The sequence below is a fragment of the Kitasatospora sp. NPDC091335 genome (assembly GCF_044757205.1).
GTDB lineage: Bacteria > Actinomycetota > Actinomycetes > Streptomycetales > Streptomycetaceae > Kitasatospora.
Genome location: NZ_JBIVUM010000021.1, coordinates 133,573 through 146,225, shown reverse-complemented (window position 1 = coordinate 146,225; position 12,653 = coordinate 133,573). Strand labels below are relative to the sequence as shown.

Genomic DNA, 12,653 nt, shown 5'->3' with positions numbered 1-12,653 from the left:
TCCGCCGCGAACGGAGCGATCTTCGCCTCGGCCAGCGAACGCACCGCCTCACGGAGCATCCCGTGCTCCTCGGAGATACGGAAGAGATCGAAGTCAGCCGCCCCTGCGCTGCCCGCCATGATGCCTGCCTCGTCGTCCAGTGGCCGACGTCCGACCGGCGTCCGATCGACGTCCGGTCCGAGTCGAATCCGCGGTTAACTACCGTTCAGTAGAGATCCTAGGGGCGCCGACCTGCGGCTGCCTAGCGTCCGGGCGTGCAGGTGATCCCGGCGCGTCCTCGCCGGGCGGATAGCATCAGGGGCATCCGTACTGGTCGCGTCCGCATCCAAGGAGAACCCGTGACCCTCCGCATCTCCGTGATCGGCACCGGCTACCTCGGCGCCACGCATGCCGCCGCGATGGCCGAGTTCGGCTTCGAGGTGCTGGGCCTGGACATCGATCCCGACAAGATCGCCATGCTGACCGCGGGCCGCGTCCCGATGTACGAGCCGGGGTTGTCCGACCTGCTGCTCAAGCACGTGGCCGGGCACGAGGGTTCGACCGGGCGGCTGCGCTTCACCACCTCCGCCCAGGAGGCGGCCGAGTTCGGCGACGTGCACTTCGTCTGCGTCAACACCCCGCAGCGCAAGGGCGAGTTCGCCGCCGACATGTCGTACGTCGACACCGCGATCGACGAGCTCGCACCGCACCTGACCCGCCCCGCCCTGGTGGTCGGCAAGTCCACCGTCCCGGTCGGCTCGGCGGCCCGGCTGGCCGAGCGGCTGGCCGCGCTGGCGCCGGTCGGCGAGGCCGCCGAACTCGCCTGGAACCCGGAGTTCCTGCGCGAGGGCTTCGCCGTGCAGGACACCCTGCGGCCGGACCGGATCGTGGTCGGCGCGCAGAGCGAGCGGGCCGAGCGGGTGCTGCGCGAGGTGTACGCGGAGCCGATCGCCGCCGGGGTGCCGTTCATGGTCACCGACTACGCGACCGCCGAACTGGTCAAGGCCGCCGCCAACTCCTTCCTGGCCACCAAGATCTCCTTCATCAACGCGATGGCGGAGGTCTGCGAGGCGGCCGGCGCGGACGTCACCCAGCTCAGCAGGGCGCTCGCCTACGACGATCGGATCGGCGGCAAGTTCCTCAACTCCGGCCTCGGCTTCGGCGGCGGCTGCCTGCCCAAGGACATCCGCGCGTTCATGGCCAGGGCCGGCGAGCTCGGCGCCGACCAGGCGCTGACCTTCCTGCGCGAGGTCGACTCGATCAACATGCGCCGCCGCTCCCGGATGGTCGAGCTGGCCCGCGAGCAGTGCGGCGGCGGCTTCCTGGGCCGCCGGGTCGCCGTGCTCGGCGCCGCCTTCAAGCCCGACTCGGACGACATCCGGGACTCCCCCGCCCTCAACGTGGCCGCCCAGATCCAGCTCCAGGGAGCCCAGGTCACCGTCTACGACCCGAAGGCCGTGGACAACGCCCGCAAGATGTTCCCCTCCCTCGCCTACGCCCGCTCCGCCCTGGAGGCCGCCGAGGGCGCCCACGTCGTCCTCCACCTCACCGAGTGGTCCGAGTTCCGCGAGCTGGATCCGGCCGAGCTCGGCGCCGTCGTCGCCGAACGCCGCCTGCTCGACGGCCGCAACGTCCTGGACGCCGACGCCTGGCGCGCCGCCGGCTGGACCTACCGCGCCCTCGGCCGCCCGAGCTGACGCGACCGCCCGCGCTCCCCCGAAGCGCCCGCCCCCGACCCCGGGGGCGGGCGCTTCCGTTTTCCCGGGCACTGGCATTTGAACATGTTCAATCCTCGTGCGAGGATCGGGGTCTCCGCCGTCCGCGGCACTCTGGAGACCGGGGGGTCCTTCATGCACAGGCGCAGGTTGTTCATCGGGCCGGCCATCGCGTGCCCGGCAGTCGTCCTCCTCCTTCTCGCCTTCTTCGCGAGCCGCCTCCTGGCCGCCGTCGACGACCTGGCCTCCGGCCAGCCCGTCAGGGCCGACTGCTCGAAGGTCGTGGACTTCGCGGGCGGGTCGATGCCCGCAGAGGCCACCGGAGCCCGCTGCACGGACACCAGTGGCTGGCAGGAGCAGGGCTACGAGGCCGAGTTCCGGATGCCCAGGGCCGACCTGGCCGCCCGGCTGACCGCCGCCTTCCCGCGCGTCCGGCTGGTCGACGAGGGCGCGTCCCGCATGAGCCTCAGGAACCGCGACGAGACCAACGAGAACCGGCCCCGGGGGAAGGCCATGCTCGTCGAACTGGAAGTCTCGTACGAGAACGACACGACGGCCCTGGTCAAGCTCAACGCCACCGACCTCTGACCCCAGGAATCCGCTGCCCCCGGACATCGTTGGTACCGGCATGACGAGCTACGGCGACGCCGCGACCATCCGCGGGATCCTCACCGGCACGGGCGACACCTGGGCGGTGGTGGGGCTGTCCGACAACACCGCCCGGGCCGCGTACGGGGTGGCCCGGGTGCTCCAGCAGTACGGCAAGCGGATCGTGCCCGTGCACCCGAAGGCCGAGACGGTCCTCGGCGAGCGGGGCTACTCCTCGCTCGCCGAGGTCCCGTTCCAGGTGGACGTGGTGGACGTGTTCGTGAACAGCACGCTGGCCGGGGAGGTGGCCGACCAGGCGGTGCGGGCCGGGGCGAAGGCGGTCTGGTTCCAGCTCGGCGTCATCGACGAGGCCGCCTACGGGCGGACCCGGGAGGCGGGCCTGGCCATGGTGATGGACAGGTGCCCGGCCATCGAGATCCCCCGGCTCGGCTAGGGCAGCCCTAGGAGTCCGCGCCGTCCAGCCGCGCGATGGTGGCGATGGACGGGCGGCGGGTGGTCCGCAGCCCGGCGGCCACCGACTCGGCGTCGCGCAGGACGCGGACGGCGTTGTGCCAGGTGAGCTTCGCCAGGTCGGCCTCCGACCAGTGGCGGCCGAGGAGTTCGGCGACCAGGTTGGGGTAGCCGGCCACCGAGTCGAGGCCGTCCGGCAGGAAGGCGGTGCCGTCGAAGTCGCCGCCGATGCCGATGTGGTCGACGCCGGCGACCTCGCGCATGTGGTCGAGGTGATCGGCGACGGTGGCCGTGGTGGCGGTCGGGCGCGGGTGCCCGGCCTCGAAGGCGCGCTGGCGCTCCATGGCAGGCGGGGTGGTGTCCAGCGGGTGGAAGCCGTGGGCGCGCATGTTCTCGTCGGCCGCCCTGGTCCACTCGATGGCGGCGGGCAGGATGAACTTGGGCACGAAGGTGGCCATCGCCATCCCGCCGTTGGCGGGCAGCTGGGCGAGCACGTCGTCGGGGATGTTGCGCGGGTGGTCGCAGACCGCGCGCGCGGAGGAGTGCGAGAAGACGACGGGCGCCTCGGTGACCCGCAGGGCGTCGCGCATGGTGTCGGCGGAGACGTGCGAGAGGTCGACCAGCATGCCGAGCCGGTTCATCTCCCGGACGACCTCCTCGCCGAACCGGGTCAGCCCGCCGGCCGCCGGCTTGTCGGTCGCGGAGTCGGCCCACGGCACGTTGTCGTTGTGGGTGAGCGTCAGGTACCGCACGCCCAGCTCGTACAGGGCGCGCAGGGTGGCGAGCGAGCAGTCGATGGAGTGGCCGCCCTCGGCGCCCATCAGGGACGCTATCCGGCCCTCGGCGCGGGCGGCCTCCATGTCCGCGGCGGTACGGGCGAGCCGCATCCGGTCGGGGTAGCGATCGACCAGGGCGTGGACGAAGTCGATCTGCTCCAGGGTGGCGCTCACCGCGTGGTCGCCGTCCGGCGAGGACGGGACGTAGACGGACCAGAACTGCGCGCCGACCCCGCCCTCCGCGAGGCGGGCGAGGTCGGTGTGCAGGCGGTCGCTCTGGTCGGCGGCGAGGTCGAGCACGCCGAGGTCGTACCCGGCCTGCTCGCGCATCGCCCACGGGAGGTCGTTGTGGCCGTCCACCACGGGGGCGGTGCGCAGCAGGGCGCGGGCGCGGTCCAGGAGGGTGAGGGAGTCCGTCCGAGAAGTCATACGGGCTGTTCTACCCCACGCCCGCCGGTGGGATTACTTGCCGAAGCCGAAGGAGGAGGAACCGGCCACCTTGGCGCGGAGCTTCTTGCCCTTCTCGGTGGCCTGGTTGTTCAGCTCGGCCTGGAAGTCGGTCATCTTCTCGGTGAGTTCGGGGTCGAAGGCGGCGAGCATCCGCACCGCGAGCAGGCCGGCGTTGCGCGCGCCGGCCACCGAGACGGTCGCCACCGGCACGCCGGCCGGCATCTGGACGATCGACAGCAGGCTGTCCATGCCGTCCAGGTAGCGCAGCGGCACTGGCACGCCGATGACCGGCAGCGGGGTGACCGAGGCGAGCATGCCCGGCAGGTGGGCCGCGCCGCCGGCGCCCGCGATGATCGCCTTCAGGCCGCGCCGGTGCGCCTGCTCGCCGTACGCGACCATCTCGCGGGGCATCCGGTGGGCGGAGACGACGTCCACCTCGTAGGGGATCCCGAACTCGTCGAGCGCCTGGGCGGCGGCCTCCATGACCGGCCAGTCGGAGTCCGATCCCATCACGATGCCAATGAGCGGAGAGGTCATTCGGTGATCGTTCCTCGCAGGTAGGCGGCCGCGTGGCGGGCGCGCTCGCGGACGTCTTCGAGGTCGTCCCCGAAGACGTTGACGTGGCCGACCTTGCGGCCGGGCTTCACGTCCTTCCCGTACATGTGGATCTTCAGCCCGGGGTCGCGGGCCATGCAGTGCAGGAAGGGGTGGTACATGTCCGGGTAGTCGCCGCCGAGGACGTTGACCATGACGGTCCACCTGGCGCGGGGCCGGGGGTCGCCGAGCGGGAGGTCGAGGACGGCCCGCAGGTGGTTCTCGAACTGCGAGGTGACCGCGCCGTCCTGGGTCCAGTGCCCGGAGTTGTGCGGGCGCATGGCCAGCTCGTTGACCAGGATGCGGCCGTCCCTGGTCTGGAACAGCTCGACGGCGAGGTGGCCGACGATGCCGAGGTCCCCGGCGATCCGCAGGGCGAGCTGCTGGGCCTCGTCGGACAGGGCCGGGTCGAGGTCCGGCGCGGGGGCGGTGACCTCGGCGCAGACGCCGTTCTCCTGGACGCTCTCCACGACCGGGTAGGCGACGGCCTGGCCGCTGGGCGAGCGGACCACGTTGGCGGCCAGCTCGCGGACGAAGTCGACCTTCTCCTCGGCCAGCACGGCGACGCCGGCCAGGAACGGGGCCCGCGCCTGCTCCTCGTCCTCGACGACCCAGACGCCCTTGCCGTCGTAGCCGCCGCGCACGGTCTTCAGGACGACCGGGTAGCCTCCCGCCCGTCGCCCGCCCCCGCCCTCGGCCGACGGGGCTTCGCCCTGGTCCCTCTTGAGCTCGTTCGCGAAGGCGGTGACGTCGGCCGGGTCGGTGACGATCCGGTGCCGGGGGCAGGGAACGCCGATGGAGTCGAGCCTGGCCCGCATCACGCCCTTGTCCTGGGCGTTGACCAGCGCGTCCGGGCCGGGACGGACGGCGATGCCGTCGGCCTCCAGGGCCCGCAGGTGCTCGGTGGGGACGTGCTCGTGGTCGAAGGTGATCACGTCACAGCCGGCGGCGAAGGCGCGCAGCGTGTCGAGGTCGCGGTAGTCGCCGAGGACGACGTCGGACACCACCTGTGCGGCGGAGTCCTGGGGCGTGTCGGCGAGGAGTTTGAACCTGACCCCGAGCGGGATGCCCGCCTGGTGTGCCATGCGGGCCAGCTGCCCGCCACCGATCATGCCCACCACTGGAAAATTCACATTGCCCGGGGAAGTCACGCGGCCCAGGATATCCGGGCCGGTCGGAGGCGGTGGAGCCGCCGGTGGGCCCACCGGAGCGGACGCGCGTAGATGTCAACCCCCACCCCGGACGGCTGAGCCGTTCGGTGGAAGCGGGTAGCCTGAACGGCTAGGTCCTCGTCCGCGCGGTCGGATCATGTGCGTGCACGCAGGGCTCAAGGGGTGGCTCCGGCCCAGTGGGACACCCTTTTCCCCGCAGGCACATGGAGGCCACCCGGTATGGCGACGACCGCAGCTTCGGAACCCACGCTCATGCAGAAACTGCGTGGGCTCAGGGGTGAGGTGGTGAAGTTCGCCATCGTCGGCGTGACCGGCGTGATCGTCAACGCCGGCGTCTTCTGGGTCTGCCTCAAGGCGACCGGTCCGGTCAACTCCTTCTCGGGCTACATCGCCACCAGCGTCGCGATCGGCACCAACTACCTCGGCTACCGCTACTGGCTCTACCGCGACCGGGACGCGGCCTCCCGCAAGCGCGAGATCACCCTCTTCCTGATCTTCAGCGGCATCGGCATGCTGATCGAGAACGGCATCAACGCCTTCTCGGTGCACGTGCTCGGCTACCACTCGGCCACCAGCCAGCTGATCGCCAAGAACGTGATCGGTCTGATCGCCGGCACGACCTTCCGGTTCTTCTCCTACCGGACGTGGGTCTTCAAGGCGCTGCCGGAGACCGAGCAGGCCGTCGACACCGCCGACGGCCGGGAGCTGGCCGCCCAGGCCGAGCTGATGCTGGCCACCGAGCGGATCCGCTTCGCCAAGGCCGAGTAGGGCCGAATAGGCCGGGTGGGCCTGCCGGGCGCACGGACCCGCTCAGTCCTCGTGGCTGCGCCCGAGGAACAGCGCGAACACCGCCGGCTTCAGCGACAGCAGTTCGAGCCGCCCGCCGTCCGCCTCCGCGAGGTCACGGGCGACGGCGAGGCCGATGCCCGTGGAGTTGCGCCCGCTGACCGCCCTCTCGAACACCCGGTTGCCGAGGTCGGCGGGCACCCCGGCGCCCTCGTCCTGGACCTCGACCACCGCCGAGGTGCCGGACGGCCGGACCCGCAGGGTGATCGTCCCGGCGCCGTGCATCAGCGAGTTCTCGATCAGGGTGGCCAGCACCTGGGCCACCGTCCCCGGGGTGCCGACCGCGGTGACCCCGCGCAGCCCCTCCAGGGACAGCACCCGCTCCTGCTCGCGCAGCGTCGGGCCCCACTCCTCCACCTGCTGCTTGATCACCTCGTCCAGGTCGAAGGCGACGGCGGTGGGGCTGCGCGGGTCGCGCTGGGTGGTGAGCAGCCGCTGGACCACGTCGGTGAGCCGCTCGACCTGCTGGAGGGCGATGGTCGCCTCCTCCCGGACCGTCTGCGGGTCCTCGGCGAGGGCGGTGATCTCCTCCAGCCGCATGGAGAGCGCGGTGAGCGGGGTGCGCAGCTGGTGCGAGGCGTCGGCGGCGAGCCGGCGCTCGGCGGTGAGCATCCGGGCGATCCGCTCGGCGCTGGTGTCCAGCACCTCGGCGACCCGGTCGAGCTCGGGCACTCCGTAGCGGCGGTCGCGCGGGCGGGGGTCCCCGGAGCCGAGCCGCTCGGCGGTCTCGGCGAGGTCGGTGAGCGGCCGGGCGAGCCGCTTGGACTGCCAGACGGCGAGCGCCACGGCGGCCTGGACGGCCAGCAGGGCGACCACGCCGAGCAGCAGCAGGTTGTTGGCGATCTCGTGGTCGACGTCCTCGCGGGACTGCTCGACGGTGACGGTCTCGCCGCTGTTGCCGCGCTCGACGGCCTTCAGCAGGTGGCTTCCCGGCGGGCGTTCGCCCGCCGACACCACCGGCTGGCCGGGCACCTGCACCTCGACGTAGCTGCCCTCGGTGATCTGGCTCTCGAAGGCCCGCCCGGTGACCGGCTCCCCGGCGGCGAGCCGGCTCTCGACCAGGGCGAGCACCCGGACGGCGGCCGCGTCCACCCGGTCCTGGGCGGAGTTGACGATGGTCCGCTTCTCGACCAGGGCGAGCGGCACGCAGAACACCACGACCACCACCAGGACCACGCCCAGCAGCGAGTTGATCATCCTGCGTTTCACGCCGCTCCCGGGGTGTTCAGCCGCCGCGGGCCGAGGGCCCGATGTCCGTCAGGGGCTAGTTCTTCTCGAACCTGAAGCCCACGCCGCGCACGGTGGCGATGTAGCGCGGGTTCGCCGCGTCGTCCCCGAGCTTCTTGCGGAGCCACGAGATGTGCATGTCCAGGGTCTTGGTGGAGGTCCACCAGGTGGTGTCCCAGACCTGCCGCATGATCTCCTCGCGGGTGACCACCCGGCCGGCGTCCCTGACCAGGACGCGCAGCAGCTCGAACTCCTTGGCGGAGAGGGTCAGCTCCTCGTCGCCGAGCCAGGCGCGGTGCGACTCGATGTCGATCTTCACCCCGTGCGCGCCGGTGGTGAGCTGGTCGACGTTGCCGCGCCGGAGCAGGGCCCGGACGCGGGCGAGCAGTTCGGCCAGGCGGAAGGGCTTGGTGACGTAGTCGTCGGCGCCTGCGTCCAGGCCGACCACGGTGTCCACCTCGTCGGCGCGGGCGGTGAGCACCAGGACGGGGCAGCTCTTGCCGTCGGCCCGCAGCCGGCGGCAGACCTCCAGGCCGTCCATCTCGGGCAGGCCGAGGTCCAGGACGACGAGGTCGACCTCCTCGGTGAGGCCGGCGGCGAGGGCGGTCGGACCGTCCTCGCGGACGAGCACCTCGTAGCCCTCGCGTCGCAGGGCCCGGGCGAGCGGTTCTGAGATGGCCGGATCGTCCTCGGCGAGCAGCACACAGGTCATGGGGTGATGGTAGTCCGCCGGGGTATGCCCGGATGCCCTGTGAGGTAGTTCACAGAGCGTGATCGTTATATACGGCTTCGACTGGACTCAACGGCGCACGACAGACCGGCCGTTCAGTGAAGAATTGCCATTTGGATCTTGAAACCGAAGGAAGACACGCCCATCTACCATCGATAGATCGGGCGGATCTGCGGCCAACTTTGCCATTCCCCTACCTGATTCAAGGCTTTTGTCATCTGATACAGCCAAATGTCGCCACGTAGAGTGGTTTCGTCCACGTCCGCCGCCACACCCCCCGGGCGGACGCTGTCAGGCAAGGAACCACTACTCATGGCGTCTAAGACCCTGGACACCGACGTCCCGTCGGCCAATCCCAGCGGCAAGACCTTCCTCGGGCACCCCCGGGGGCTCGCCACCCTGTTCATGACCGAGATGTGGGAGCGCTTCTCCTACTACGGCATGCGCGCCCTGCTCATCTACTACCTGGTCTCCGGAGGCGCCGACGCCGCCATCGGCAGCCAGGGCGGTGGCCTCGCCATGAAGGCGACGACGGCGACGGCGATCTACTCCGTCTACGTCTCGATGGTCTACCTCATGGCCTACCCGGGCGGCTGGTTCGGCGACCGGGTCTGGGGCGCCCGCAAGACCGTCGCCATCGCCGGGTTCGTGATCATGTCCGGCCACATCGCGCTGGCCGTCCCCGGCCAGGCGGCGTTCTTCTTCGGCCTGCTCCTGGTCGCGCTCGGCTCCGGGCTGCTGAAGGCCAACATCTCCACGATGGTCGGCCAGCTCTACAACGGCCCCGAGGACCCGCGCCGCGACGGTGGCTTCACCGTCTTCTACATGAGCATCAACCTCGGTGCCTTCGTCGCCCCGTTCGTCATCGGGACGATCGGCAAGGAGTACAACTGGCACCTGGGCTTCGGCCTGGCCGCGGTCGGCATGGCCGTCGGTCTGACCCAGTTCCTGCTCGGCAGCCGCCACCTGAACCCGGTGAGCAGCGAGGTCCCCAACCCGCTGGTCCCCGAGGAGCGCAAGCGCCTGCTGGCGAAGGCCGGCCTGACCCTGCTCGGCGTCGCCGTCTTCTACGGCGCCGTCGTCGGCCTGGGCCTCTACACGCTGAACTGGGTCCTCGTCCCGCTGACCGTCGCCGGTCTGCTGATCCCGGTCACCGTGCTGACCCGGATCAAGCGCGACAAGGACCTGACCACGGACGAGCAGTCCAAGATGTCCGCGTACATCTGGTTCTTCGCCGCGGCCGCGATCTTCTGGATGATCTACGACCAGGGCGGATCGACGCTCTCCCTGTTCGCGGACAAGAAGACCGCCGACAACCTGTTCGGTTTCGGCTTCTCGGCCACCTGGTACCAGTCGCTGAACCCGCTGTTCGTGATGGCGTTCGCGCCGGTCTTCGCCTGGCTGTGGCTCTGGCTGTCCCGCCGGGACAAGGAGCCGAACACCATCGTGAAGTTCTCGATCGGCCTGGTCCTGGTCGGCGTCTCGTTCTTCGTCTTCATCATCCCGATGACCATGGCGGACAACGGCACCCTGGTCTCCCCGCTGTGGCTCGTCTCGATCTACCTGATCCAGACCATCGGCGAGCTGTGCCTCTCCCCGGTCGGCCTCTCGGTCACCACCAAGATGGCGCCGCGCAAGTACGCCTCCCAGATGATGGGCGTCTGGTTCCTCGCCGTCACCGCCGGCGACTGCACCACCAGCCTGCTCTCGCTGGCCGGCGTCAGCCTCAACGGCACCGGGATCATCGCGATGCAGGCGTCGCTCGCGGCCCTCGCCGGGTTCGCCATCTTCACCTACCGCAAGAAGGTCCAGGCCCTCATGGGCGACGTGCACTGACGCACCGGTCTCCGGCTCACGACTCCGGGGCCGCCGTGGATTCCTGAGATCCACGGCGGCCCCGGTCGTTTTCCCAGCCGGTCGTTTTCCCGCCCGCGCCGGCACCGCGCCCTCCGCCGCGGCGGTATTCCGCTCGACAGCCACGCGCCGGCCGTGCCTATGGTGCCCGGCATGACGACCGACTCCTTACCCCGCCGGCTGGCCCGCACCCACCGCTTCACCCTGGGCGTCCCGGTCCGGCCGGAACCCTCGCCGGACGGCACCACCGTGCTCTTCCTGCGCGGCCGGGGCGGCACCGACCCGCTCACCTGCCTCTGGGCCCTGGACACCGCCACCGGCGCGGAGCGGCTGATCGCCGACCCGGCCGCCCTGGGCTCCACCGAGGGCATCGCCGCGTACAGCACCGACGCCGCCGGCTCGCTCGCCGCCTTCGCGCTGGACGGCGCCCTGTGGCTGGCCGGCACCGCCGCCGGCACCGTCCGCCGGATCGCCGTCCCCGGCCCGCCGCAGGACCCGCGGCTCGACCCGGCCGGCCGCCGGATCGCCTACGTCAGCGGCGGCGCCCTGCGGGTGGTCGGCGTCGACGGCACGGACGACCGCCCGCTCGCCGAACCCGAGGCCGAGGACGTCGCCTACGGGCTCGCCGAGTACGTCGCCTCCGAGGAGATGTACCGCGACCGCGGCCACTGGTGGTCCCCCGACGGCACCGCGCTGCTGGTCGCCCGGGTCGACGACCGCCCGCTCGCCCGGCTCCACCTGGCCGACCCCGCCGACCCGCACCGCCCGCCGCGCGCCGTCCGCTACCCGCTCGCCGGCACCGCCAACGCCGAGGTCTCGCTCTGGCTGCTCGGCCTCGACGGTCGCCGCACTCGCACGGAGGTCCGCTGGGACCGCGCCGCCTTCGAGTACCTCACCGCCGCCGGCTGGGACGGCCACGGCCCGTACGCCGCTGTGCAGAGCCGCGACCAGCGCACCGTCCGCACCCTGGCGATCGGACCGGACGGCGCCACCCGGGTGCTCGCCGAGCGGCGGGACGCCCACTGGATCGAGCTGCTCCCCGGCCTGCCCGCGCGCACCGCGGGCGGCGCCCTGGTGGACACCGCCGACCTCGACGGCACCCGGCACCTCACCGTCGACGGCGAACCCGTCACCCCGCCCGGGCTCCAGCTGCGCGCGGTGCTCGGCACGGAGGGCGAGCAGGTGCTGTTCACCGCCTCCGACGAACCCACCGAGACCCACCTCTGGACCTACCGGCCCGGCACCGGCCCACGGCGGCTGAGCAGCGGCCCCGGCCTGCACACCGGTGTGCGGCGCGGCGCCACCCTGGTACTCACCACCCGGGCCCCGGGCCACCCCAGCGGCCGCTCCACCGTCCTGCGCGAGGGCCGCCCGGCGCTCCCGCTCGCCTCCCGCGCCGAACCGCAGGACCGCACCGCCGCGCCCGAACTGCTCCGGCTCGGCCCGCACGACCTGCGCGCCGCGCTCTTCCTGCCCGCGGGCCACCGCCCCGGGGACGGCCCGCTGCCCGTCCTGCTCGACCCGTACGGCGGGCCCGCGACGCAGAAGGTCACCACCGGCGGCCTCTGGTGGGACCAGGTCTCGCAGTGGTTCGCCGACCAGGGCTTCGCGGTGCTGGTGGTGGACGGCCGCGGCACCCCGGGACGCGGGCCGCGCTGGGAGAAGGCCGTGTACGGCGACAAGGCGACGCTCCCGCTCGCGGACCAGGCGGACGGCCTGCGGGAGGCCTCCCGGCTGCGGCCCGGGCTGCTCGACCTCGGCCGGGTCGGCATCCGCGGCTGGTCCTACGGCGGCTACCTCGCCGCCCTCGCCGTGCTGAGGCGCCCGGACGTCTTCCACGCCGCCTCCGCCGGGGCCGCCCCCAGCGACTGGCGGCTCTACGACACCCACTGGCAGGAACGCTTCCTCGGCCACCCCGACGAGCACCCCGAGCACTACGACGGCGGCTCGCTGATCGCCGAGGCGCCGAAGCTGCGCCGCCCGCTGCTGCTGATCCAGGGCCTCGCCGACGACAACGTCCACCCCGCCCACACCCTGCGGCTCTCCGCCGCGCTGCTCGCCGCCGGCCGCCCACACGAGGTCCTCCCCCTGCGCGCCACCGGCCACCGCCCCACCGACGAAGCGGTTATCGAGCACCTGCTGTGGCACGAACTGCACTTCCTGCGGCGCTCGTTGGGCGTGGAGTGATCGGCGTCGCGCCACCGGACGCCCGCCCCTCCCCGCTCCACCACCAAGGCAGGGATCCTGAAGT

11 protein-coding genes and 1 pseudogene are annotated in these 12,653 nt (G+C 72.0%); 6 read left to right on the top strand and 6 right to left on the bottom strand.

Annotated elements, in window-relative coordinates; translation table 11 throughout:
• Nucleotides 1-119: pseudogene (locus ACIQOW_RS33840) on the bottom strand (acyl-CoA dehydrogenase); the annotation flags it as partial.
• Between the two features lie 219 nt (nt 120-338).
• Here ACIQOW_RS33840 and ACIQOW_RS33835 point away from each other — a divergent pair.
• The 3 genes from ACIQOW_RS33835 to ACIQOW_RS33825 all read left to right on the top strand — a co-directional run bounded on the left by ACIQOW_RS33835 (nt 339) and on the right by ACIQOW_RS33825 (nt 2,736).
• Nucleotides 339-1,676, top strand: coding sequence for a UDP-glucose dehydrogenase family protein (locus ACIQOW_RS33835; protein ID WP_401091461.1), 1,338 nt, complete (start codon nt 339-341; stop codon nt 1,674-1,676).
• 153 nt (nt 1,677-1,829) lie between these two features.
• A complete protein-coding gene (locus ACIQOW_RS33830) occupies nt 1,830-2,282 on the top strand; it encodes a hypothetical protein (protein WP_401091459.1) in 453 nt (150 codons plus the stop codon).
• Between the two features lie 40 nt (nt 2,283-2,322).
• Nucleotides 2,323-2,736: a CoA-binding protein gene (locus ACIQOW_RS33825; RefSeq protein WP_401091457.1), complete on the top strand. Its 414-nt coding sequence runs from the start codon at nt 2,323-2,325 to the stop codon at nt 2,734-2,736.
• A gap of 7 nt (nt 2,737-2,743) precedes the next feature.
• Here the strand turns inward: ACIQOW_RS33825 and ACIQOW_RS33820 are convergent, their stop codons facing one another.
• From ACIQOW_RS33820 to ACIQOW_RS33810, 3 genes are read right to left on the bottom strand one after another with little or no spacing between them, the layout of a single operon-like run.
• Nucleotides 2,744-3,958 carry a dipeptidase gene (locus ACIQOW_RS33820; RefSeq protein WP_401091455.1) on the bottom strand — a complete coding sequence of 405 codons (1,215 nt, stop codon included), beginning with the start codon at nt 3,956-3,958 and terminating at the stop codon, nt 2,744-2,746.
• Nucleotides 3,959-3,991: 33 nt separating this feature from the next.
• Nucleotides 3,992-4,516, bottom strand: coding sequence for a 5-(carboxyamino)imidazole ribonucleotide mutase (gene purE / locus ACIQOW_RS33815; protein WP_401091454.1), 525 nt, complete (start codon nt 4,514-4,516; stop codon nt 3,992-3,994).
• Entirely contained in the window at nt 4,513-5,706 is a 1,194-nt protein-coding gene (locus ACIQOW_RS33810) for a 5-(carboxyamino)imidazole ribonucleotide synthase (protein WP_401091477.1), read from the bottom strand. The genes purE and ACIQOW_RS33810 overlap by 4 nt, the downstream gene beginning before the upstream one ends.
• A 291-nt stretch (nt 5,707-5,997) precedes the next feature.
• On the opposite strand from ACIQOW_RS33810, the gene ACIQOW_RS33805 reads away from it, so the two are divergent.
• Nucleotides 5,998-6,513, top strand: a complete 516-nt coding sequence (locus tag ACIQOW_RS33805; protein ID WP_401091452.1) for a GtrA family protein — start codon at nt 5,998-6,000, stop codon at nt 6,511-6,513.
• A gap of 42 nt (nt 6,514-6,555) precedes the next feature.
• Here the strand turns inward: ACIQOW_RS33805 and ACIQOW_RS33800 are convergent, their stop codons facing one another.
• Nucleotides 6,556-7,800 carry an ATP-binding protein gene (locus ACIQOW_RS33800; protein WP_401091450.1) on the bottom strand — a complete coding sequence of 415 codons (1,245 nt, stop codon included), beginning with the start codon at nt 7,798-7,800 and terminating at the stop codon, nt 6,556-6,558.
• A 55-nt stretch (nt 7,801-7,855) separates the two neighbouring features.
• On the bottom strand, nt 7,856-8,530 hold the full coding sequence (locus ACIQOW_RS33795) for a response regulator transcription factor (RefSeq protein ID WP_030058577.1): 675 nt from the start codon (nt 8,528-8,530) through the stop codon (nt 7,856-7,858).
• A 330-nt stretch (nt 8,531-8,860) separates the two neighbouring features.
• Here ACIQOW_RS33795 and ACIQOW_RS33790 point away from each other — a divergent pair, with 330 nt between their 5' ends.
• Together ACIQOW_RS33790 and ACIQOW_RS33785 are read left to right on the top strand one after the other, a co-directional pair.
• Nucleotides 8,861-10,384: a peptide MFS transporter gene (locus ACIQOW_RS33790; RefSeq protein ID WP_401091448.1), complete on the top strand. Its 1,524-nt coding sequence runs from the start codon at nt 8,861-8,863 to the stop codon at nt 10,382-10,384.
• Nucleotides 10,385-10,555: 171 nt separating this feature from the next.
• On the top strand, nt 10,556-12,589 hold the full coding sequence (locus ACIQOW_RS33785; protein WP_401091446.1) for a prolyl oligopeptidase family serine peptidase: 2,034 nt from the start codon (nt 10,556-10,558) through the stop codon (nt 12,587-12,589).
• Nucleotides 12,590-12,653: the final 64 nt, after the last annotated feature.